This is a genomic window from Collinsella sp. AF16-8, assembly GCF_003462695.1.
Classification (GTDB): Bacteria; Actinomycetota; Coriobacteriia; order Coriobacteriales; family Coriobacteriaceae; genus Collinsella.
On record NZ_QRXX01000001.1, the window covers coordinates 219,303 to 243,084 of the forward strand.

Sequence of the window (23,782 nt, forward strand, 5' to 3'; positions counted from 1 at the left end):
CAGGCGCTGGTTACCGATCAGCGCATAAGGCGTCTTGGTTTCCGACCAAGACAACAAACTCGGCTATGGTACCACGGCGCCGCGTGTCCCACAAAAGGTTCACGGTCTTTTCGGCACAACACGAGCTGGACCTTAAATATCAACTTCATCCGAACACTCCCCCACATTCATCTCTCGTATGTATCGAGGTATTCCTGCTTGAGCGTCTGCGAGGACGACTTGATCTTTTCCACGAGCGTGCCGGCCTCGATGAAGTAGAACGAGTTGGTGAGGTCTGCCAGGTCGTCGAGCAGATGGCTTGAAATGAGCACGCTGCGTCCCCGCGCCACTTCGCTGCGCATCGCGTCGCAGGAGGTTTTCCGTTTTCCCGGATCGAGGCCGTTCAGCGGTTCATCGAGGATGAGGTACGGGCAATCGGTCGCTATCGCCATGGCAAGCTTTACCTGCTGCTTCATTCCTGTCGAGAGTTTACGGGTCGGCTTGTCGAGATATGGGGAGATTCCGAGGGAGTCGCAGAGCGAGTCGATGTCGGCGGCCGATTTCCACGCCTCCCTAACGAAAGCAAGGTGCTCGAGGGCCGATAGCGTGGGATAGAGATCCGTGCCGCCTGAAGAGCTCAGGTAGACGAGTTCTGCAAATTCGGCTGATCGACGTTGGCTGATTCCGTCTGCCGCCAGGCTTCCCGAGTGGATGCGGGTGGGAAATTGGCCCGACAGCGCTTCAAGAAGGGTGGTTTTCCCCGAGCCGTTGGGAGCAACGAGGCCCGCCGCCGTTCCCGGGCTCAGGAAAAGCGATCCGATTGAAAGTATCGTCGTGCTCCCGTATCCCACGCTCGCGTCTAGAAGCTCGAGCCCATGGTGCTTTTTAGCGGGTCCAGCCTGTTTGGGCGAACGTGCCGCAACGGCGCCGACCGCAAAAAGGACCGCGACGTATATCAGGGCCACGGCAAGCATCGATGCGCTGCCTGAACCGGAGCCAATGAATTCTGTCGGGAAGCATCCTACGTATCCCGTTGCCTCGATAGGCGAGAACACGGCCAGCGGCAGGAGCCCGAGCACGGCATTATGCTCCAGCGCCGAATCGGACAGCAACGGGAATGCCGGGGCCGCGACAAGCAGCGCTGAGGTAAGGGGGCCTGCGAGGACGCGCCTCGTTGCGGTCGATAGGACGGCGGAGCAAACGGATATCAAGGTTCCGCCCGCAAGCAGCGCGAGAAGCAGGGTCGTGAAGACGTTTCCCGCGGTCGTGGTGGCAAGCGCGCCGTCATGGAAGAAGGCGATCGGGTACCCAATTTGCCCGAAGCCGTTTAGGACCAAGGCGTAAATGCCCCCGGGTGCGAGGCCGGCGAGGAGCATCGCGGTCCCCGCGACGATTATCGAAAACACGATCTGGATAAGGCGCCGGAATTTGGGCGCGGGCGCCTTTGCCGCCAGGGTCCCGGGCCTTGTGGCGCCGAGCACGAGTATCGACGAGAGAAGGAAGGGGATGAAGGGAAGGAAAGACGGCGCCGTGGCAATGGCGTAAGGCAGGAAGGAAAGGAATGGCAGGTCGTTTGCGGAGGCCGGGATATCCGTGATGCCGGAGCTGCTCAGGGCACGGCAATATGCGAGCGCTGCGTCATTGGTCTCTCGGTCTCCCACGATGGACCCGGATTGGAAGCCTTCGCCCATGAGCGCGTAGTAGCTCTCGGCAGAATCGAGAAAGGCAGCGTCGGTTTGAGCGGCAAGGGCGGCGTTCGCGTATCTTGCAAGCTCCGCGTCAGCTTACTGCTCTGGCGATAGGTCTGTGCCGCTGGCCTGGGGCGCGCGCGTATTGAATGCGTCGACAAAGCCCTGCATGCCCTGCTTCATAAAGAAGGGCCCGTAGATGGGTGAATTGAACGCAATGGGGACGGAAAAGGCTGCAGCGAGAACGAGCGTACAAATCCATGCGGCCTTGTCTCTTAGGATCAGTTTGAGAAGAAGTCGACAGTACATTCAGAAGCACCTACGTTCCTCAAAGAATCGTTAGATTAAAAGTAACAGACCGGATGAAGATACGTGCGACGGGGGCGAGGCGAATGGCTGAGCGGTATCGATACGCGGGTTCAACGGCATCATATTGACCACATAGATTATTAACTTGCATTTCTACCCGCCCTTTTCGTAGAGTCGCCGATACGTGCTTAGCGCACCCTCGGCGCGTCCGGCAGGCTTTGCGAAATGGGATCCAGGAGACTTCGGCGCAGCATCATCTTGCGGAATGCTTCTAATGAGCCTCCCATCCTTCAAAAACAGAATCTCATCGCACAACCTATCGACCGAATCCAAGATGTGGGATGACATGATGATGCACGTACCAGAATCGGCCAGCTTCCTGAGAATCTCGGAATGCAAGTCCACCCTGCTGGGGTCGAGCGCGTTCATGGGCTCATCTAATAGAAGGTACCGCGCGCCCGTCGCATACGCAATCGCCAGGGTAAGCTGCTGCTTCATGCCCTGGCTCAGAGTGCGGATCCACATCTTCGCGAACTCGCCTATCTGCGTTTGTTCCACTATCTCTTCGATATCGCAAGCATGCGGCCACATATCGCAAACCATCTTGAGGTGATCTTCCGCACGCAATCCGGGATACAGCAGCGTCCCCTCACCAGGTGCATAGAAGATCATAGAACGGACCTCTCTCGCACCCGTACCCTGCACCTCATCCAGAACGATGCTCCCGTCCACGCGAGGACCCGGCAAACCTGCCATCGCACGCAGCAACGTCGTCTTTCCATGCCCGTTCGGAGCGACGAGACCGTAGACCGTACCCGGGGCAAACTCAGCGTTCACCGAATCTACGAGCACCTTCTTTCCATAAGAGATCGTCAGCGTTTGAAGGTCAATCATCGAGATCATCCCCTTTCGATCTTTGGAACACTCAGGCGCACCATCAACGGAGATACGGTGCCCAAGACCACCAGCAGAGCGCCCGATGCGCCGACGACCTCTCCAAAAGGCATCGCGTTCGTCCCTCGCCCAAGGAACCCAATCGTCCCCACCTGGGAAGCGGGATCAAACGAGGCGAATGGAGCCAGCAGCGCGACGCCCATGCCCACGCTTTCAACATGAGCGCTCAACGAACCCAACACCAAGAGAACCGCGCAAACCATTCCGGTGACAACGGGGTTGCGGCTAATCGCTGCTGTCAACGCAGCGACGACGGAAATCACGCCGTATGCCATGACCAGCAACGGAATACTGCACAACACCGCCTCCCCCACCATGGACGTTGTCGAAGCTCCCGCCCGAATGAGAGCGACGGGATACTCCGATCCACCCGCACCGTTCTTAATCACGGACACAACGACAGCGGGAACCATCGACACCAAAAGCAGCACCAAGCCAAGCAGGAGAGCCAGCGCAACAGCCGTCAGAAAACGCACATGCGCTGTTGCGGGGATCTGGAGAACCAGAAGGGAACGACACTGCAGGTGGGTGCACGCGAGCGATGTGACAACCACGGGCAACAGCAAAAATAAGGATGGAAGCGCTGCCTGGAGATACGAAAGGAGGATTAATGGGGGCATCTTCGTACTTAACTCGTAAACCTTGGGGTCCGGCAAGCTCGCGATCGACTCAAGCAGAAGGGCGCGCGCCTCCGCACGAGAAGGAGTCTCCGGCTCGATTCCGATCGATTGCAGGAGAGTCGCATCTGCCGCGCCCAGCTCACCTCGAGCGCGCTCGTACGTCGCAAGGCTTCGAAACCCCTCCGCAGGCATAGGCGCGTACACGAAACCCGAAAGAGCATCCCGCATGTCTTCCAGGGCCGCTTTGCCCTCGACGTCCATATTCGCAGCGTTCTGCTCTAAATACCGATCTATTGAACGGAGCTCCCCATCCCTATACCGAACAGCGGAAACGTTATCAGCGTCAGGAAACATCTCGACCAGAGCCGGGGCCAGCATCGTCGTCGACATTGCAATCGCGCATACGGCGAGGGTAGGAGAACGCAGGAGCAGTTTCCCCATCGTTCTTACGTATGCAACGGCGGAGGCACAAGCGCTCGAACGAGTTGCCGTTCTCGATGCAGTGAAGGAACCTCTCTCAAGACAAATCGGGGATATCGGGCACGCGCAGCCGCTCTTTCCAGCAACGCAAAGCAGGCTAATTGCCAGCACCTCGATCCCGATTGCGCATACGAGGGCAATCGCGCCACGCTCGAAGCAAAGTCCAGGCAGATTCACTATCTGCGTTGTCGGGTACGGGCTATAGGCGCCGACGGTCAACTCAGTGTTCGCATACGTAAGGGGATTCAACAGGGCGAACTCACGTAAAGCGATGGATCTTCCGTAATACCCGGGAACCATCGTCACCCCCATCAGGGCACATACGAACACGATTCCAAGCGTAGGGTTATTGGCAATCTTCACGGCAAGGTGAACGACAAGCGAGATGAACGCTGCCACCAAGAATTGCAAGATGGCCGTCTGCGCGAACACCAGCCAAGCCGGTTTGATAACCGGAGTCGCATATTGAATGTAGCCTATCGGATAGAACGGCGAGCCCGGGCCATTCTTCACAAGCGCGGCGATTATCCCTGGAAGATTGATGGCGAGGACGGCAAGCATTGCAAAAACACTCGCCCATACGCTCGATGCAACAAGTCTACCCAGCTCACCCATCGGTGCCTGGATGATGAGTTTTTCACGTTTGTTAAGACGCGCGGCAAGGAACGAGACGGCAACGGCCGTTGCGGCCCATAGCAAGTACTCCTTCGATCCGTCATAATAGGTGTACTCTCCATCCGATATCTGCAGAAACGGAAGTAGGGGAGAGAGCGGTGCCAAGATAAGACGTCCCGCGGCAAGAGGGTACAGAAGCGCGGGCATGCTTGATGAAGAGGTATAGACACCGTCCTCCCCCGCATTCACAAGCGCATCCGCATAGGATGCTGACAATTCCTGCTCAACACGGGTTATTCCCGACTCGAGGTATTCGACCCGTCCGTCGATGCCAGCCGCGCTCCTGAAGACGGGCAGAGCACAAAGAACCATCAACGCAACAACGACAACACAGAGCGACCTGGAGGAGAGAAGCGACCTAAAGATCGCCTTCGAGATTTTGAGCATATTCATCGCCAACCTTAACCTCATCCAGTCGGAACAGAGGGGCCGAACAAAATGCTCGGCCCTTATTACTTGCCGGCAAAGTCAATTTAACATAAACTGTTAAAAAGTAACCTGAGTTTTTTAAATTCTTCGGAGGTTATTATGAGTTCCGACAATCGCACTCCCCGGCTTCATTCCTTCCGCATCGCATGTGCGATAGCCTCTGCGACCCTTTGCGCCACCGCCATCGCACAAGTGGCGTTCTCCTTAAAGCCAGCAATCGAAGTGCTCGACAACCCTGTAATTGCAGACTCCCCCGCGTATCCAGCCCTTGCGATCTCGACATTGGTCCCTGCCGTCATCGGTATCGCTACGACCATCCTCAGCGCCGTTCTCGTGTGGACGATCAAGAGCGGAGACCCCTTCAAGAAAGGGTCTGCGACATGCTTGAAGGTGCTCGGCATTCTCTTCGTTGTTCAAGCTGCCACCAGCCTCTACGCCGGCTCACTCAAAACCTCCGTTTCGATGTTTGGCGGCGAGGGGGCCGTCGGCGCCCAAGAGATCGCTTCATCATTCGATTGGACCTCTCCGGTTCTCGGCATCGTCCTGTTCATGCTTTCCCAGCTCTTCTTGTACGCCCGAGAGCTGTACCTCGACTCCGACGAGATTGCGTAAGGAAACGCCATGCCCGTAATTGTTCGCCTCGACAAGATCATGGCCGAGCGAAAGATTTCCTCGAACGAACTTGCCGAAAGGATTGGAACCACGCCCGTGAACCTGTCCCGTATTAAAAAAGGGCATATTCGCGGCATTCGCTTCAACACCCTCGAGCAGCTATGCCTCGCCCTTCGTTGCCAACCCGGAGACCTTCTCGAAGTCATGAGCGAAGAGGATGCCCGAAAGGAGTTCGGACTCGATTGGTCCGCCGAGGATTAGAGGGCGGTCGTACTCGCCCTGCACACGGGGATGCGAATCGGCGAGGTCTGCGGCCTTCGGTGGTGCGATGTGGATTTCGAGACGGGCCTGATCTCGATCAGACACTCGGTGGCGTACGCGAAGGGAATGGGTTCGTTCATCAAGGACACCAAGACCCATGACGCCAGGGGTATCCCCATCGACCCGGTCGGCCTACTCCCCATCCTGAAGGAGACCCACGAGATCGACTGCGGAAAGCTGCGCTTGCGCGGCCTTACCGGGGCGGTCGAGATCGGGGACTGCTACATCCTGTCGGAGCCGGGCGCGACCTTCGCGACGACAAGCTATATCCGCAGGGCGTTCAAGACGTTCTCGGAGACCAACGGCCTCATGGGCACCAACGACGAGCTGATCACGTTCCACGGCCTTCGCCACACGTTCGCAACGCAGTGGATCCGCCAAGGCGGCGATATCAAGGCGCTCCAATCGATCCTCGGCCACAAGGACGCCATGGCGACGCTCAACGTCTACGCCGACATCGAGCCCATCTCCAAAATCCATAACATGCTGCGCGCCACGCCGTGCCTTTGGCGCGGGCACCTCGGGCCGAGGGTCGATCCGGGTCCCATGTTCCAACAGAGGATCCAGGAGTCCATCGAGACGCTCCAGGCGTTCGGCTACGGCATCACCGAGCCGGACGACCGAAATATCGCCATACGCGACGTGAAGACGAACAGTTGGCTCTAGCTCACCGAGTACGCGGCAGTGCTGGGCCCATCCCAACTGAGGTCACGGTGGTCCGATAGGGGCGCCGCCCGCGGCATGCGCCGCGGAGCGGTATCCCCTACCGAAGGGCGGGGATGCCCTCCGCTTCCAGTTCGGAATCAGCCGTCGGAGGCGTTCGGCTGACTGCGGGAACGGCCTGTCCGCTCAATGTGTTCGGCTGAGATCGGAAATCAACCCAACACGAGCCGGACACGCGCCAGACGGCTCTTCCCCGTGCGGCCTTCCCCCTTACGCTCATGTTGCAGGCATGTAACGCCGCAGCGAGCGCGCCTTTTTTGCGCCAGACAGGTACAATGATGAACACTGTACCGTAGCGGAGCGCCCCGCGCGCGCCGCGACCACGCGAAAGGGTTTCCCATGGCCGAGATCTCGTCCTCCCGTATCGTCATCACCGTCCTTGGCAAGAACCGCCCCGGCATCGTCGCCGGCGTCACCCGTGTCCTGGGCGAGGCCAACGTCGACATCCGCGACATTACGCAGTCCATTATCGAGGACATCTTCACCATGACCATGCTGGCCGACACCGCTGAGTCCAAGCTCGATTTCGCCGAGCTGCAGAAGGCCCTGGCCGAGGCCGGCGAGCTTTCGGGCGTCAACGTGTCCATCCAGCGCGAGGACGTCTTTAACTTTATGTACCGCCTGTAGCGAACAAGCCGCTCGGGGCAGCTTGACGTCATATCGTCCAAGCGCGCCGCCCCAAAGCGGACCGGAGAGGAGCGCACATGGCCTACGACGCCAAGAAAATCTACTACCGCTTCGACGATCACCTGAGCCGCCTGGTTCTGGATTACGAGGCGAGCCGCCAGATTTCGTCTGAGAGCGAAAACCTCTACCACGGCCTGCCGACCGACCCTTATGACGAGGGCCTGTTTGTCGAGCACAATGTCAAGCGCGGCCTGCGCAATGCCGACGGCTCGGGCGTGGTCGCGGGTCTCACTCGTATCTCGGATGTGCACGGCTACAACAAGGTCGACGGAAAGGTCGTGCCCGATCAGGGCAAGCTCACGCTTCGCGGCTACAGCATCGAGGATCTGGTCAACAATGCCCAGGCCGAGAATCGCTATGGCTACGAGGAAGTCGCCTATCTGCTTATCACGGGTTCGCTGCCCAACAAGGAAGAGCTCGACGGCTTTTGCGAGCGCCTGGGCGCCTTTAGACATCTGAGCGACGAGTACGTTAAAGAGTTCCCTATGACCACGGTATCGTCGAGCATCATGAACGTGCTCCAGCGCGCCGTACTGCTGCTCTACGCCTTCGATGCCGAACCAGACGTGATCACGCCCGAGCACGAAATCGACGTCGCCATTTCCATGCTCGCACGTCTCCCGCGCATCGCCGCCTTCGCACACATGGCCTCGGTCGCCAAGCTTCGCGGCTCCGAGGTTCACGTGCCGCACCCTACGCCCGGTCTCTCCACCGCCGAGACCATCCTACAGGTCCTGCGCGGCGGCATGGCGTTCACCCGCGATGAGGCGATGCTGCTCGACGTTATGCTCATGCTGCATGCCGAGCACGGCGGCGGCAACAACTCCACCTTCGCTTGCCGCGTGCTGTCGTCTTCGGCCACCGACCCGTATTCCGCCTACGCCGCGGCTATCGGCTCGCTCAAGGGCCCGCGCCACGGTGGTGCCAATGCCAAGGTCGTGTCTATGCACGAGGACATCCGCGCACATGTCTCCAACTGGGAGGACGAGGACGAAGTCGCGGCCTACCTGGGCAAGATCCTCGACAAGCAGGCCTTCGACGGCACGGGCCTCATCTACGGCATGGGCCACGCCGTCTATACGCTCAGCGACCCGCGCGCCGAGGTCTGCCGTCGTTACGCGCGCTCGCTGGCAGCCAAGAAGGACTTGGGCGAAGAGTTCGCGCTCATCGAGCGCATCGAGCGCCTGGCACCCCAGGTCATGCGCGACCACGGCATGACCAAGCCCATCTGCGCGAACATCGACCTGTACACGGGCTTTATCTACAAGATGCTCGGCGTGCCCGAGACGCTTTTTACGCCGCTATTCGCCGTCGCCCGCATGGCCGGCTGGTCGGCGCACCGCATGGAAGAGCTCTTCTGCGCGCACCGTATTATTCGCCCGGCCTATCGTCCGGTGATCGAGCCGCTGGAGTACAAGCCGCTCGCCGACCGCTAGGACGCGAACCGTTATAGAACTCGAGCGTGGCCAGGGACCCAAGCCCTCGGCCACGCTTTTTATGCCAGTAGAAAGGGCTGCATCAAATGATTGTGTTTTCCGATATGGATGGGACGCTGCTGACGAGCGATAAGCAAATGAGCGATGCCACCTGGGCGATGCTCGACGAGCTCGCACGTCGTGGCATCGAGTTTGTTCCCTGCACGGGACGTCCACTGTCGGGCATCTTTGAGCCCATTCCCGCCCATCCCGCCGCGCATTACGCGGTCTGTGCCAACGGCGCCAGTGTCTGGCAGCTCGACGAGGATACGCCCGCCGACGCCTCGCGCGCCACGTGCATCTTGAGCCGTCCGCTCGACCGTGGCATTGCCCACCGCATCCATCGCATTGCCGCCGGCCACGATGTGACCTTCGATATCTTCGCGGATGGGCAGTGCTTCCTCCCCAGCTCGCTATACGGGCGTCTGGATGAGTTCTGTGGCGGCGACCCCCACATCGCGGCTTCGCTCAAGCGCACACGAACGCCGATCGACATGAATATCGACAGCAAGATCGACGAGGTCGAGACGCTCGAACGCATCGCTATGTACTGGCACGACCCCGCCGATCGCGACGCCATCGCGGCGGCGCTCGACACGCTCGGAGGCATTGAGGTCACGCGTTCGTACGCCATGAATATCGAGGTCATGGGCGAGGGCGCCACCAAGGGAACGGCACTCACGTGGCTATGCGAGCACTTGGGCGAGCGTCTCGCCGACGCCTGGGCGTTCGGCGACAACATCAACGACATCCCCATGCTGCAGGCAGCGGGCCATGGCATGGCCATGATCAACGCCGAGCCCGAGGACCGCGAGGCCGCCGACGCCATCACCGAATACGACAACGACCACGACGGCGTCGCCCGCACCATCATGGACGCCCTCGCCTAGCAACAGCAACCCGGCAGGGTAGCTAATTTGGGGACACTCTTCGCGGGGCGCCGCAAGGACTGTCCCCATCTGCCGAATTAGGCGAGACTCTCCAGCACGCGACGGAGCTCCTGCTGGACGGCGTGGTCGCGGTTGCACCCCACCACGCGATCGGCCACCGCCTTAAGCGCGGGGCGCGCGTTTTCCATCGCGCAGCCCGTGCCGACAAAGCGAATGATCTCGTAGTCGTTCATCGAGTCGCCAAACGCCATGACCTCGTCGCGACCAATGCCGTAATGCTCCGCGAGCTGCGCGATACCCGAGGCCTTCGACACACCGGGCTGCATGGCATCGATCCACGCGTTGCCCGAAGGCGCAAAAGTAAAGAGCTGACCAAGTTCGCGCTGTAGCACGTACGCACTGTCCATAACCGCACTGTCGTCGCAAAAGATACTCGCTTTGATGATATTTACGCTGGGATCGGGCAGCTCCCAAATACGCTCGGCATTGGGAAGGTCCTTATCGACCTCACGCACGAACTTGCACTCGTCATCGAGCAGGAAGGACTTGGTTCGGTCAAAGAGCGCAAGATGCAGATTGGGAAACGTCCTGACGGCTTGGGCGAGCCTTCGAATCGCCAGGTGGGAATACACCTCACGGTCTACCATCTTACCGTCGGCGTAGACTTGGGCGCCGTTAGCGGCGACAAAGTCCATCTTGTCGCGAACGGGCGCAAAGAACTCGCACAGGCGATCGTAGCGACGACCTGACGATGCGGCGAAATGCACGCCATGCTCGTGTAGCGCCAGAATCAGTTCGTAGGTCTCGGGAGGCACCTGGCCGTTTTCGTCAAGCAGTGTGCCGTCCATATCGGATGCAATCAGTTTAAACATAGAAAAGCTCCCTTCGGGCTTGTTGGAATCGAACGTGTATCCGATTCCAACGTACCCAAAGGGAGCTCAAATAAGACTCCGCGGGCGTAAACGTTACATAGACCTGGCAAATTGCTCACGCGTGCCAGAGAGCCCACGACCGCGGCGGCAGGCGACACACGGAAGAGTGTCCCCGACGACTAGTCGTTTAAGAACGTCCCCGATGACTAGTCGGCGTAGGTGAAGGTGGTGACGTCGAACATGCCCTCGGGGCGGATGCGGAGCGTCGGGATCACCGGCAGGGGCAGGAAGATGATGCCCATGATGGGGTCGAGCGGCGGCTCGATGCCCATGGCGCGCGCCTTGACCATAAAGTCGTCGTGCTGCGCGGCGACATCCTCGGCCGTGCCCTCGCTCATCAGGCCACCGAGCGCCAGCGGGATGCGCGCTACGACCTCGCCATCGCGTACCAGCACGTGGCCGCCCTGGCCAACAGCCTCGACGGCAGCCATCATGTCGGCCGCGTTGTCACCCACCACGCACACGTTGTGCGAATCGTGGCCAATCGTCGAGGCGATGGCACCGCCCGTGATGGTAAAGCCGCGCACCCAGCCGCGACCAATGTGCTTGCCAACGAGACCCAGGCCCGCAGGACCATCACCGTCGGCGCCCTCGGCCTGCAGTGACACGCCGCGGCCGTGGCGCTCGATCAGCATAATGCGGCGCAGGCCCTCGGCGCTCTCGGGGCGAGCCATGCCCGTGATGGCCTTACCCGGCACCACGTCAATCACGGCCTCGCCCGGCTTAAAGGCATAGTCAAACACGTCGAGCGAAAGCTTCGGCAGCTTAACGGAGGCGCGCAGCTCATCGGCAAGGGCCGCAACCTCGGCCATCTCGGGTGCGATCTCGCCCACAAAGGTGCCGTCCTGCGCCACCAGAGCACCGGCGGCATATACGCGATGCGGAGCCTTGGCAAACGTCAGGTCATCGAGCAACAGCAGGTCGGCGCGTTTGCCCGGGGCGATCGCGCCACGGAGCTCATACGGGTCGCGACAGCCGTGGTCCAGGCCAAATGCCTCAGCCGTGGAAAGGGACGCCATGGAGATGGCGACCACCGGGTCGATGCCGGCCTCGATGGCCACGCGGCAGGCATTGTCGATCATGCCGGTCGAAAGAGCATCGGAGGGAGCGCGGTCGTCGGTCGCAAAGCAGCAGCGGCGGGCGCGGGCAGGGTTCTCCAGCAGCATCGGAGACAAATTGGCCAGGTCGTGGCTGCACGTGCCCTCACGCAGCATCACATACATGCCGCGGGACAGCTTGTCGAGCGCCTCCTCGGGAATCGTCGACTCGTGGTCGGCGATAATGCCCGCTGCGGCATAGGCGTTAAGGTCCATACCGGCAACGAGCGGCGCGTGGCCGTCAACCTGCTTGGACGGCGTCTGGTTGGCAGCATCGATGCGGGCACAGGTCTCGGGGTCGGCCATAAAGACGCCCGGCAGGTTCATCATTTCGCCCAGACCAAAGACATCGCCCGGATGCTCGGCAAAAAACGCCTGCATGTCAGCGGCGGTAATCACAGCGCCCGCTTGCTCGTCGGGCAGTGCGGGCACGCACGAAGGCATCATGTACTTGATGGAGATGGGCGCACGACGACCATCCTCGATCATAAAGCGCAGGCCGTCGAGACCGGCAACATTGGCAATCTCGTGGCTGTCGGCAATGGCGGTGGTAGTACCGCGCGTCGCGGCCATGCGAGCATACTCGGCGGGACGGATGTTCGAGGACTCAATGTGCAGATGCCCGTCAATAAAACCGGGAGCGAGATAGCGACCCTGGCAGTCGACGACCTCAGTTGCCTCGTAGGTGCCAGCGGCATCGTCGCGACCATCGTAGAGCACGCCGACGATCACACCGTCCTTGACGGCAACGCTACCGGGCGCCACACGCTGGCCATACACGTCGACGATCTGCGCATTGGTAAACAGCGTGTCGACGGGCACGCGGCCCTCGGCGGCCTCGATCACAGACCTCATGACCTCAACGGACATACATACTCCTTTAACCGTAGAAAAAAGCTGCGGAGCGGACAGACCTTCACCGCAGCAAACCAATAGCCATTGTATGCCAACCAAATGACGAGGGCGGATAATCTCCCACTTTGAGCCTGCACACAGGCCAAAAACGGAAGATTATCCACCCTCGTTCGGTAGTCATTGGGGACAACGAAAACGCCGATGTTTTGCCAAAGTCAGCGAGCGGGCCGCATTTGAGGCAATGTGACGTGAAACGAAAGGGCGCTGACCTTCTGGTCGCGCCCTTGAAGTTGAACGTCAGATTGTCCAAATGCGGCCCGCGCAGCGTCGGCCGGTCCGCCGTTCGGTAGAACGGCGGAACCCAAAAGGTCATGCCGCCGAAGTTGAAAGACAGATTGCCGCTCTGGCGGGTTTGCAGCGTCAACCGGTTACGCGGTTTGGTAAAACCGCGTAACTAAACCAGCTTAAAGCCCTTGCGCTTGCCCACGGAGAGGGTGTCGCCCAGTTTGAGGGCGCTCGGATCGATGTTGTAGCTCTTGGGAGCCACAGCCTTGCCGTTGACCTTGACGCCGCCGCCGTCGATGTCGCGGCGGGCCTGACCGGCGCTGGCCGAAAGGCCCAGGTCCTTGAGCAGGCCAGCGAGGTAAATCTGGCCCTCGTCGTTGACGGTCAGTTCAACGTGCTTCTCGGGGAAGTCGGCAAGCTGGCCCTCCTTGAACACACGGTCGAACTCGGCCTGTGCCTCGTCGCCGGCGCCGGCGCCGTGGTAGGTGTCGCACAGGTCGCGGCCCAATGCGCGCTTGAGCTCGTAGGGGTCGGCAGAACCATCGGCCAAGGCGGCGTCGATCTTGTCGACCTCGGCCGGGGCGAGCGAGCTGGCCAGACGATAGTACTTGCCGATCATCTCGTCGGGAATGGACATGGTCTTGCCGAACATATCCTTGGGAGCGTCGGTCAGGCCGATGTAGTTGCCATAGGATTTGGACATCTTGCGCACGCCGTCGGTGCCCTCGAGCAGCGGCATGGTGAGCGCAATCTGCGGCTCCATGCCCATCTTCTCCATGAGCTCGCGACCAGCGAGCAGGTTGAAGAGCTGGTCGGTGCCGCCCATCTCGACGTCGGCCTTGATCTGAACGGAGTCGAAGGCCTGCATCACGGGGTACAGGAACTCGTGCAGGGCAATCGGCGTCTGGGACTGGTAGCGCTTAGTAAAGTCGTCGCGCTCAAGGATGCGAGCGACGGTGAACTTGGAGCACACCTGCAGCAGGCCGGCGAGATCCATCGACAAGATCCAGTCACCGTTGTGCACGATGGTGGTCTTCTCGGGGTCCAGGATCTTCATGGCCTGGCTCACGTAGGTCTCGGCGTTGGCCTCGATCTGCTCCTGCGAAAGCTGCGGACGCGTGGAGTTCTTGCCCGAGGGGTCGCCGATCAGCGCGGTACCGTTGCCGATGATGAGGGTGACGTTGTGGCCCAGGTCCTGGAACTGGCGCATCTTGCGCAGGGGCACGGCGTGGCCCAGGTGCAGGTCGGGGCTGGTGGGGTCGACGCCGAGCTTGATGTTGAGGGGCTCGCCCTTCTCAAGCTTCTTGCGAAGGTCGGCCTCGGGGACGATCTTCGCGGCGCCCGAGGTGATGATACGCATTTGCTCGTCAACAGACAGCATTGGGTATCCTCCTTTTGCCATAGCACCCTCACCGGATACGGCGGTGCTGGAAGTTCATAAACTCTCTTATGATAACCAAAACGGCGCGGCCGAACACCTACGACAGGAAAATCCTCGTCCTGCCGCACGCGTCGATAACGACCGGCAAACGCGTGCCGTCACGTTCGACCAAAAAGCGCGCCCGCTGACGGCGCGAGCAGTCACGGCAACGAACCTGCCCCGTTGCATCCGTGGCGCAGGCGCCCTCGGCAGTCAGCAAGCAGTGCTCGCACACCATGAGCTCGGGGCAATCGGCATCGACAGGGCTCAGAACACCAGGTTCGGCCGTCAGTTCGGCAATACGCTCCGCGTCATTGCCGAGCAACTCGGCCGGCAAGTACACCCGCCCCGCACCGAGTCCGCGCAGCCAGGTAAGCGTGGCCCGATTCGCGCAGAACACCGGCGCCGCCACGTCAAACGTCACGCCCAGCTCACGCGCCATCGCCACCTGTCCCAGGTTGCGGCAGACGACGCGCCCGGCACGCTGCATCAGCGAGCGGGTCCGGTCAGCGTCACCCGTGCGGCACACCTCGTCCAGCACCACAACGGCGTCGGACAAATCGAGCTCTCCGCGCGGGTCGGCATCCATCAGCTGCCAAGCAAAAACCATGCGAGCGGAAACCGTGCACTCCACCAACTCCGTCGACGCACCGCCATCCACCACAACATCCTCAAAGGGCAGTACCTCAACGGCACGTGCAACGGGCGCAATCGCATCCGCCTCGGCCCGCATGCGCTCCAACACCGCCGCTGTCTGATCCAACACGCCGGCGCTGCGAATCAGGTATACCTCGCAGCCCGTGTCCACCTTACGCTTGCAATGCACGACGACGCGCTTCCCCGCTGCGGCATCCACCGGGCAGGGCACCTGCGGCCAGCGCTTGGGCACATCGGGACGCGCGTCGGCACCCGGATAGAACCGAATCTCGAGCGTGTCACCCGCCGCCACGGCGGCGTCGAGCTCAACGGTCACCTCTTCGTGGCCCACAGCGACCAAGCGCCCCACGCGCACGCCCTGGTTGATCGCGCGCTCAAAGCTCATGAGCTCGGCACCCGAACGACCCCGCAGGTAAGCATCGGTAAACCCACGGTTAAACGACCTTCCCAGCTCGCGTTCAAGCTCTTCCACGGCACCGGAGTCCCACGCGCCGTCGCACAGCATATCGAGTGCCCGACGCCACACCCTCACCACGTTGAATACGTAATCGGGATTCTTCATGCGTCCCTCGATCTTGAGCGATGCCACGCCGGCGGCAACAAGCTCGGGCAGGTGCGCGATACCCAGATAGTCACGCGGACAAAGCAGGCGGTCTCCCTCGACGGCAACAACACTCTGCCCCGCCTCGTCCACTAGGTCGTACGCCAGACGGCACGGCTGCGTGCAGTCGCCGCGCATCGCCGAGCGCCCACGCCGCAGGGCCGAGAACTCGCACGCCCCCGAATAGCCGATGCAAATCGCACCGTGGCAGAATACCTCGATGGGCACGCCCGTGGCACATAGCGCCGCAATCTCGTCGACCGTCAGCTCGCGTGCCGTCGTCACGCGCTCGACCCCCAGTTCATCGGCGGCAAGCCGCACGGCACCCTCGCTATGAGCGCCCGCCTGCGTGGACAGGTGAATCTCGACCCCGGGAATCGCCGCGCGCAGCGCGCAGGCCAACCCGGCATCGGCGACAATCAGAGCATCGGCGCCCAGCTCCAGTGCATGAGCTCCCAACGCCACCGCGTCGGACAACTCATCGTCAAACACGAACACGTTGAGCGTTACGTACACATGCACGCCATGGGCATGCGCCACGGCGCAGCCGCGCGCAAACTCGTTATCCGTAAAGCCATGGGCGCTCACACGGGCGTTAAAGCCGCCCAACCCCGCATAGATGGCATCGGCACCCGCGGCGATAGCCGCAAGCATCTGGTCGAGTCCGCCCGCCGGCGCCAGCAGCTCGGGCAGCGCCGCACTGACAACATCCAATCCAGTCTCGTATTGTCCGCTCGGCCCCATCGTCCGAATCGCCATCGACAAACTCCTTACCAAGGTATGCATTCACTCTGAAAAATGCCGTCTTCCAGCATACACGAGGCCTCGCGCGCCCCGTTTGGTTTATCGTGTAATAACTTATGTCCATCCTGCCCCGACGGCACATCCACCGTCTGGCACGACATACCTGGAGGTCAATATATGGGTCCTCGCCAACGACAGGGACACAGCCGTTCAAAGACGCACGCCCTGCCCATAATCCTGCTCTCGTTTTTGGGCTTTCTGCTGATTGCGGGCGTGGCGTTTGGCATCGGCATGGTCGGTAACGTCAACCGCTGGCTGTCCGATCTGCCCGACTACACCGACGCCAACGCGTATCTGGTGAGCGAGCCCACCGAGATCGTCGACTGTAACGGCAACAAGATCGCGAGCTTCTACACGCAAAACCGCAAGTCCATCACCAAGGACGAGGTCTCCCCCTACGTGCTGCAGGGCACCGTTGACGTCGAGGACGAACGCTTCTACGAGCACGGCGGTATCGACCTGTGGGGTATCGCGCGTGCTGCGGTGGCAACCCTCGGCGGCGGGCACGAAGGCGCCTCGACGATCACCCAGCAGCTTGTGCGCAACACCATCCTGCAGGAGGAGCAATTCGACTCGACCATTGAGCGTAAGGTGCGCGAGGCCTACATCGCCATCAAGATGGAGGACATGTACTCCAAAGACGAGATCCTCATGATGTACCTCAACACCATCTATTACGGCCACGGCGCCTACGGCATCGAGGCCGCAGCCGAGACCTATCTGTCCAAGAGCGCCGCCGACCTCACCCTGAGCGAGGCCGCGCTACTCATCGGCCTTCCCAACTCGCCTTCGCAGTACGACCCCACGGTCAATCCCGATCTGGCACTGTCTCGCCGCAACAAGGTTCTCGACAACATGCTGCGCCTGGGCCACATCACCCAGGAGGAGCACGATGCCGCACAGGCCGAGCCCATCACCCTCAATGTGACCGAAATCTCGGGCAGCGGCGTCGACGTATACTCGCAGCCCTACTTTGTCTCCTACGTCAAGCAGCTGCTGGAGCAGGAGTTCTCGACCGACGTGCTCTTTAAGGGCGGCCTGACCGTCAAGACCACCATCGACCCCACGATGCAGCAGGTGGCAGAGAATGCCGTCCGCGAGCAGCTCGACACGCTCTCGCTTGACGGCCTGGACATGGGCATGGTCGTCGTCGACCCCAAGACCGGCTACATCAAGTGCATGGTGGGCGGCTACGACTACAACGCCGACGAGAACCACGTAAACCATGCCACGGCCAAGCGTCCCGTCGGCTCCACCTTTAAGGCCTTTACGCTGGCAACTGCCATCCAAAACGGCATGAACCCCAACGTCACCCTCAACTGCAACTCGCCGCTCAAGGCCAAGGGCACCACGACCGAGGTCCAAAATTACGCCAACCAGAGCTATGGCAACATCACGCTTAAGCAGGCGACGGCATACTCCTCCAACACCGGCTACATCCAGGTGGCGGAAGCCGTCGGTAACAGCAAGATCATCTCGCTCGTCAAAAAGCTCGGCATCGACCCCGCCAAGGACAACATCGAGGACGTTCCCGTCATGACCCTCGGCACCGGCTCGATCTCGCCGCTCGAGATGGCCGCCGCCTACGCGACGTTTGCCAACGGCGGCTACTATCGCCAGCCGATCGCCATCACCGAGATTGACTCTCGTACCGGTTCGGTGCTGTACCAGCACACCGACAATCCCTCACAGGTGCTTACCGAGGGCGAGGCCGCCGCGGTCACCGATGTTCTGTCCGGCGTCATGAAGGGCAGCGGTACGGGTGCTGCCGGCGCTCTGAGTGTCAACCAGCCCTATGCCGGCAAGACGGGCACCACCGACAACACCACCAACCTGTGGTTCTGCGGCTATACCCCGCAGCTGGCGTGCGCCCTGTGGACCGGCTATTCCGCGGGCGAGATCCCCATCCAAAAGTACGGCACGGACCTGCTGGGCGACAGCACCAACCTGCCTGTCTTTAAGCGGTTTATGAACACCGTTCTGACCGGTACCGAGCGCGAGGAGTTTGCGACCGGAACGGCGCCCACCTACAAGAACAACAGCGTCTGGAAGTTCTACGGCACCAACAACACCAAGAAGTCGGAGAACGACGACAAGGACAAGGACGAAGAGGAAGAGGAAACCACCACAACGACTACCACGACGACCACGACCACCGAGACCACGGGCGGCGACACCACCGGCGGCACCGGTACGACCGGTGGCTCGACGGGTGGCTCCACTGGTGGTTCGACCGGCGGCGATGGCGGCACGCCTACGCCTACGCCTACGCCTACGCCCACTCCCGACCCCTCGCCCACGCCTGACGATACGGTCGGCCAAGAAGTACGCGACTAAAGCCAACAAGGCCCCGAGCAGCTTATTGAACTGCTCGGGGCCTTTTAGTTTGAAGCGACCTGGTGGGCGGTCTTTATACCGGCAAACAAAAAGGGGTACCGACCAACGTCGATGCCCCTTACAAGCCACTATGTCAGCGCACACAATGCCGAGCGCACGACCCGCACACCTACTTGCGAGAATTGCTCAACTTATTGATCAGCGCCTCGAGACGCTCGCCGTCCTCGGCCGTCTGGGCAATAACCAAAATCGTATCGTTGCCGGCAAGCGAGCCAAGCACATCGGGTAACTCTGCCGCATCAACGGCGGCGGCGATGCCGGAAGCCGTGCCAGGCTGAGCCTTGATCATAACCAGATTATCAGTACGCAGAACGCCCGTTACGAGCTCGGAAACCATACGCTGCAGGTGCAGGTCCTCTGCCAGAACATAGATGCCCTCAGGGAGCTTACGCAGCCCCATATCGGCAATATCGCGAGAGACAGTCGCCTGCGTGCAATCAAAGCCCATAGCACGGAGCTCATCGACCAGCACGCGCTGCGTGCGGACATCCTTATTGCGCACAATATCTCTAATGGCATCCTGGCGCCCATTGCGTTTTTTAGCCATACAAACCCTCTCTCCAAAAGATGGCGGAGACAATCAATCAGTGATTGAATAGTTTAACGCTATTTGAAGGCTTTTGTGTATAAGAACGCATTTCGAAACAATTCTATGCAAGTTTGTTTCGTAATGAGCCGTTTAGGCGGTTTTTGCGCCCGTCCGGTTAAGAAAAGCTGCCAGATGCGTACACATCACGCAGCGCGCGGGCTTGGCGCTGGCGATCGGCCCAAACAACAGACCGAGTCCCCGATGGTTATCCTTGAGCGCGGCGACCATCTGACGGGTTCGAGGCGCCTCGAGCATATCACGCATGCGGGCGGAACGCTCGATTGACGACACCCCATGCGGGCTCAGACACAAATTCTCGATGCAGGCGACCAGTCCGGCAAAGTAGAACTTTTGGCTTGCCAGCTTGAGCCGACCACCGCTATCTGCTTCCGAGAGTGAGTCCGCAAGCTCGTCGAGCGCTCGAGTGTCATCGGATATCCTGGCATACATGGTGGGATCAAAGGCATCTGTAAGCTTAGGTGCCGCCGCGTGGAAACAAGCGTCGCCGCAGCCGGACACGAATCGTGCCTGCGAGAGCGCATAAGCCATAAACTCAACCGTACGGTACGCCTTGCCGCGCGACAGGCATGCCTCAAACAGCGGACGGCTATACATCACGCCAGAGGTCTGAGCGACTAGGCCGCCCAAAATCAACTGGGGCAGCCCAGTCACCATAGAAGACTCGTCTTCTATGGCAATAGAGGCAGCATCCAAGACGCGCGAATGACGCTCGCGATGCGCATCGTATCGATCGAGCGACACCGAGGGGAGCACAATGTCTGCCGCAGTATCGCACGCGATATCGACCATCTTGGAAAGGGCCTGCGGAGCAAACCACTCATCGGCGTTCATGGCGATGATTTGAGAGCCGCGCGAGGCATCAAAACCGGCACGAAGACAAGCGCCGCGCTTCGCGTCCTCGACGTCAATCAAATCAATATGGATGTCCCTGTCGGCAGCAACTTGAAGCGAATGGCGCACACCGGGCGCAGCATCGCGGCAGACAACGACAATCTGCAAATCGTAGAGGTCTTGGTTCTGGATACTCTCGAGCGCACGCATCGCATAGCTGGGCGAACCTTCTACCACAAGGATCACCGAAAGTCGCGGATGCGAACCACGTCGAACCAAATTATCCGTCCTCTCGACAGCAATGAATCAAACCGTGGTTCATGGTACACCCCGGCAATAAAAGCAATGAGACACCGGTTGCATTGCACGCCAAGAACAGATGTTGCACACGCGCAGCCCACAGATGACAGGTGTCGACGCACGACACGTCAAGCCCTCCCCTAGTCGAGCACGACAAGCTCGGCGGGATCGTAATCCACGCCCATAAACGTAAGGCCGCAGGCAGGAGCCGTGGGGCCCGCAGCGGTACGGTCGCAAGCATCGATAACCTCGCGCATCCACTCGGGTTCACGGCGATGCATGCCAATCTCGACAAGCGTGCCCACGATCGTACGGACCATCGAATGCAGAAACGCATTGCCCTCGATGGTAAACGTCAGGATGTCCTCGCCAAACGCAACCTCATGGCCAAATTCGGCACGCATCACGCAGCGATGCGTGGGCTTGCCAACGGCCGAGGCAACCTTGCAAAAGCTTTTAAAGTCCTGCTCGCCCAGCAGCGCGGGGCAGGCAGAAGACATAGCCTCAACATCCAAGGGATAGCGATGCCACCACACGGCACCGCGGGACAGCACGGGGCGCGCATCTCGATCGGCAATGCGGTATGTATACGTACGGGAACGCGCGTCAAAACGCGCAGAAAAGCCTTTACGGGCCTTGTAGACCTCGTTAATGGCGATATCTTTGGGCAGCAGGGCATCCATAGCCCGCAGCCACCTACGGCGCGTACAAGCGAGCTCAGCGTCCGTTACGGGCACGCTGATGTACTGAGCCACGGCATGCACGCCGGCATCGGTACGCCCCGCGCACGTCAGATCGATCGGGCGGCGAAGCAGCGTCTCGATGGCTCGACGTAGCTCACCCGCAACCGTCGTCTGTCCCGGCTGCTCGGCAAATCCGCTATACGATGAGCCATCATAGGCCACGCGAAATACGAGCGTGGCGTCAAGCTCGGAAATCGAATTGAAATCAGACGGCGCAGTCATGGGCGCTCCCAACAAACAAGCAACGGTATCGCGACAAAAAAAGAGGGGTACGCGAACGTACCCCTCGAATATAGCCTATGCAGACGGAATGTCTACTCAGCGGTCTCCTCAGCAGGAGCCTCCTCGGCAGCGGTCTCCTCGACAGCCTCGACCTTCTTGGGAGCAGCGGCCTTCTTGGGGGCCGGAGCAGCCTTCTTGGCCTTAGGCGTGCAAGGCTCGGTGACGAGCTCCATGATAACGATGGGAGCGTTGTCGCCCTTGCGGTTACCGAGCTTCATGATGCGGGTGTAACCGCCGTTGCGGTCCTGCCACATGCCCTGAGCAGCCTTGTCGAAGATCTCGGCAACGAGCTGCTTATCGCCGAGCTTGGCGATAGCCAGACGACGAGAGTGCAGGTCGCCCTTCTTGGCCCAAGTGATGATCGGATCGACGACCGAACGCAGCGCCTTAGCGCGGGTCTCGGTGGTCTTGATGCGGTCGTTCTCGAAGAGGGCCTTAGCAAGGCTCTTCTTCATGGCCTTGGTGTGGCTCGCATCGGTGCCGAGCTTCAGGCCCTTCTTAACGTTGTGACGCATGGTCTAGTTTCTCCTCAAATATGCGAAGCATTAAGCCTTCAGGCTCAGGCCCATGGACTCAAGCTTGTCCTTCACTTCCTCGATCGACTTAACACCGAAGTTACGGATGTTGAGCAGATCGTTCTCCGAGAACTCAACGAGTTGACGGACCGAGTGAATGCTGGCGCGCTTAAGGCAGTTGTAGGAACGGACGGAAAGGTCCAGATCCTCGATCTGCTTGTCCAGCTCGGCGTTGTCGTTGGTGACCTCGGGAGCGAAGATCGAAGCCTCGTCCTCGACCTCGGGGGTCTCGGCAAGGTTCATAAAGGCAGCCATATGCTGGTTGATGATATTGGCAGCCTGGACCACGGCGTCGCGCGGAGCGATGGAGCCGTTGGTCTCGATCTCGAGGACAAGGCGGTCGTAGTCGGTGTGCTGACCGACACGGCAAGCCTCAACGAGCTTGGCGCAACGGGACACCGGCGAGTACAGCGAGTCGACGTGGATCACACCGATGGGATCGTTGTCGCGCTTGTTAGCCTCGCCAGAGACATAGCCGCGGCCATAGCCGATGCGCATGCTCATGGTGAGATGGCCACCCTCGGTAAGCGTAGCAATGTGCTGCTCGGGGTTGACCAGCTCAAACTCGGACGGAATAAAGAAGTCCGCACCGGTGACCTCGCAGGGGCCGTCAACAGAAATGGTGGCGGTCGCCTCGTCGGTCGTGCCGAGAGCCCTGAAGACAAGACCCTTGACATTCAGGACGATGTCGGTGACATCCTCGACCATGTTAGGGATGGTCATGAACTCGTGCTGTGCACCATCGATCTGAATAGCCTCGACGGCGGCACCCTCGAGCGAGGACAGAAGTACGCGGCGAAGGGAGTTACCCAGCGTATCGCCGTAGCCACGCTCGAGCGGCTCGACGGAGACACGAGCAGACGTCTCGTTGATCTCTTCGACCTGAACCTGAGGCCTAATGAATTCTGACATGTATTACCTCCAGCCTCAGCAGCCCGGATGGACTACTTAGAGTAGAGCTCGACGATGAGCTGCTCGTTGATATCACCGCTGATCTGCTCACGCGTCGGCAGAGCGAGCACGTTACCAGACAGCTTCTCGATATCGACCTCGAGCCAGCCAGGGACCTCAAAGCGCTCGGAGGAAATCAGGGCCTCCTTGATGGGGAGGAGGTCACGGAACTTCTCGCCGACAGCGACGACGTCGCCGGCCTTGACGCGGTAGGACGGGATGTCCACGCGCTTGCCGTTCACGGTGAAGTGACCGTGACGGACGGACTGACGAGCCTCTTTGCGGGTGCGGGCAAAGCCAAGACGGAAGACGACGTTGTCAAGGCGAGACTCAAGGATGATCATGAGGTTCTCACCGGTGACGCCGTTCATCTTGCGGGCCTTGTTGAAGTAGCCGTGGAACTGCTTCTCCAGAACGCCATAGATGAACTTGACCTTCTGCTTCTCGCGCAGCTGCATGCCGTACTCAGATTCCTTGCGACGGCGCTTGGGCTGACGGATAGATTCCTTCTTGCTGCTGTAACCGAGCTCAGCGGGATCGATCCCGAGCTGACGGCAGCGCTTAAGAACAGGAGTCCTGTCGATTGCCATATTGATACGA

At 60.4% G+C, this 23,782-nt stretch carries 20 protein-coding genes; 7 read left to right on the top strand and 13 right to left on the bottom strand.

The genetic code is table 11. The features are described from left to right. Positions 1-167: 167 nt before the first annotated feature. The 3 genes from DWW73_RS00920 to DWW73_RS00935 form a co-directional block, all read right to left on the bottom strand. Positions 168-1,670 carry an ABC transporter ATP-binding protein gene (locus DWW73_RS00920; protein ID WP_117778513.1) on the bottom strand — a complete coding sequence of 501 codons (1,503 nt, stop codon included), beginning with the start codon at positions 1,668-1,670 and terminating at the stop codon, positions 168-170. Positions 1,671-2,129: 459 nt separating this feature from the next. Then, positions 2,130-2,870, bottom strand: coding sequence for an ATP-binding cassette domain-containing protein (locus tag DWW73_RS00930; protein ID WP_158563756.1), 741 nt, complete (start codon positions 2,868-2,870; stop codon positions 2,130-2,132). A gap of 5 nt (positions 2,871-2,875) precedes the next feature. Further along, positions 2,876-5,098 carry a hypothetical protein gene (locus tag DWW73_RS00935; RefSeq protein WP_147343539.1) on the bottom strand — a complete coding sequence of 741 codons (2,223 nt, stop codon included), beginning with the start codon at positions 5,096-5,098 and terminating at the stop codon, positions 2,876-2,878. Positions 5,099-5,233: 135 nt separating this feature from the next. On the opposite strand from DWW73_RS00935, the gene DWW73_RS10055 reads away from it, so the two are divergent. The 6 genes from DWW73_RS10055 to DWW73_RS00970 all read left to right on the top strand — a co-directional run bounded on the left by DWW73_RS10055 (position 5,234) and on the right by DWW73_RS00970 (position 9,842). Next, a complete protein-coding gene (locus DWW73_RS10055) occupies positions 5,234-5,746 on the top strand; it encodes a hypothetical protein (RefSeq protein WP_147343540.1) in 513 nt (170 codons plus the stop codon). Between the two features lie 9 nt (positions 5,747-5,755). After that, positions 5,756-6,007, top strand: coding sequence for a helix-turn-helix transcriptional regulator (locus DWW73_RS00950; protein WP_006235292.1), 252 nt, complete (start codon positions 5,756-5,758; stop codon positions 6,005-6,007). 18 nt (positions 6,008-6,025) lie between these two features. Continuing rightward, positions 6,026-6,733 (top strand): site-specific integrase, encoded by a 708-nt coding sequence (locus DWW73_RS00955; protein ID WP_255413113.1) that lies wholly within the window; start codon positions 6,026-6,028, stop codon positions 6,731-6,733. Positions 6,734-7,129: 396 nt separating this feature from the next. Beyond that, positions 7,130-7,417, top strand: a complete 288-nt coding sequence (locus tag DWW73_RS00960; RefSeq protein WP_006235289.1) for an ACT domain-containing protein — start codon at positions 7,130-7,132, stop codon at positions 7,415-7,417. Positions 7,418-7,494: 77 nt separating this feature from the next. Further along, entirely contained in the window at positions 7,495-8,913 is a 1,419-nt protein-coding gene (locus DWW73_RS00965; RefSeq protein ID WP_117778518.1) for a citrate synthase, read from the top strand. Positions 8,914-8,999: 86 nt separating this feature from the next. Continuing rightward, positions 9,000-9,842: a Cof-type HAD-IIB family hydrolase gene (locus DWW73_RS00970; protein WP_117778519.1), complete on the top strand. Its 843-nt coding sequence runs from the start codon at positions 9,000-9,002 to the stop codon at positions 9,840-9,842. Positions 9,843-9,919: 77 nt separating this feature from the next. Here DWW73_RS00970 and DWW73_RS00975 read toward each other — a convergent pair whose 3' ends face one another. The 4 genes from DWW73_RS00975 to DWW73_RS00990 all read right to left on the bottom strand — a co-directional run bounded on the left by DWW73_RS00975 (position 9,920) and on the right by DWW73_RS00990 (position 16,448). Next, positions 9,920-10,714 (bottom strand): Cof-type HAD-IIB family hydrolase, encoded by a 795-nt coding sequence (locus tag DWW73_RS00975; protein ID WP_055310360.1) that lies wholly within the window; start codon positions 10,712-10,714, stop codon positions 9,920-9,922. Between the two features lie 206 nt (positions 10,715-10,920). Continuing rightward, on the bottom strand, positions 10,921-12,741 hold the full coding sequence (locus tag DWW73_RS00980; RefSeq protein ID WP_117778520.1) for an adenine deaminase: 1,821 nt from the start codon (positions 12,739-12,741) through the stop codon (positions 10,921-10,923). 439 nt (positions 12,742-13,180) lie between these two features. Next, a complete protein-coding gene (tyrS, locus tag DWW73_RS00985; protein WP_117778521.1) occupies positions 13,181-14,392 on the bottom strand; it encodes a tyrosine--tRNA ligase in 1,212 nt (403 codons plus the stop codon). Positions 14,393-14,489: 97 nt separating this feature from the next. Continuing rightward, a complete protein-coding gene (locus tag DWW73_RS00990; RefSeq protein ID WP_158563757.1) occupies positions 14,490-16,448 on the bottom strand; it encodes a U32 family peptidase in 1,959 nt (652 codons plus the stop codon). Positions 16,449-16,610: 162 nt separating this feature from the next. On the opposite strand from DWW73_RS00990, the gene DWW73_RS00995 reads away from it, so the two are divergent. Then, complete coding sequence (locus DWW73_RS00995) at positions 16,611-18,830, top strand: transglycosylase domain-containing protein (protein ID WP_117778523.1); 2,220 nt, start codon at positions 16,611-16,613, stop codon at positions 18,828-18,830. A gap of 169 nt (positions 18,831-18,999) precedes the next feature. On the opposite strand, the gene DWW73_RS01000 is transcribed toward DWW73_RS00995, so the two are convergent. The 6 genes from DWW73_RS01000 to rpsD form a co-directional block, all read right to left on the bottom strand. After that, a complete protein-coding gene (locus DWW73_RS01000; protein ID WP_006235280.1) occupies positions 19,000-19,437 on the bottom strand; it encodes an arginine repressor in 438 nt (145 codons plus the stop codon). A 132-nt stretch (positions 19,438-19,569) separates the two neighbouring features. Then, complete coding sequence (locus DWW73_RS01005) at positions 19,570-20,568, bottom strand: glycosyltransferase (RefSeq protein WP_128620365.1); 999 nt, start codon at positions 20,566-20,568, stop codon at positions 19,570-19,572. Positions 20,569-20,771: 203 nt separating this feature from the next. After that, positions 20,772-21,596 (bottom strand): tRNA pseudouridine(38-40) synthase TruA, encoded by an 825-nt coding sequence (gene truA / locus DWW73_RS01010; RefSeq protein WP_117778525.1) that lies wholly within the window; start codon positions 21,594-21,596, stop codon positions 20,772-20,774. 92 nt (positions 21,597-21,688) lie between these two features. After that, positions 21,689-22,171: a 50S ribosomal protein L17 gene (rplQ, locus tag DWW73_RS01015; RefSeq protein ID WP_089573564.1), complete on the bottom strand. Its 483-nt coding sequence runs from the start codon at positions 22,169-22,171 to the stop codon at positions 21,689-21,691. Positions 22,172-22,201: 30 nt separating this feature from the next. After that, positions 22,202-23,143, bottom strand: a complete 942-nt coding sequence (locus DWW73_RS01020) for a DNA-directed RNA polymerase subunit alpha (protein WP_117778526.1) — start codon at positions 23,141-23,143, stop codon at positions 22,202-22,204. A 32-nt stretch (positions 23,144-23,175) separates the two neighbouring features. Continuing rightward, the gene (gene rpsD, locus DWW73_RS01025; protein ID WP_006235275.1) at positions 23,176-23,772 is read right to left on the bottom strand and encodes a 30S ribosomal protein S4; all 597 of its coding nucleotides are present in this window, start codon (positions 23,770-23,772) and stop codon (positions 23,176-23,178) included. Positions 23,773-23,782 lie beyond the last annotated feature (10 nt).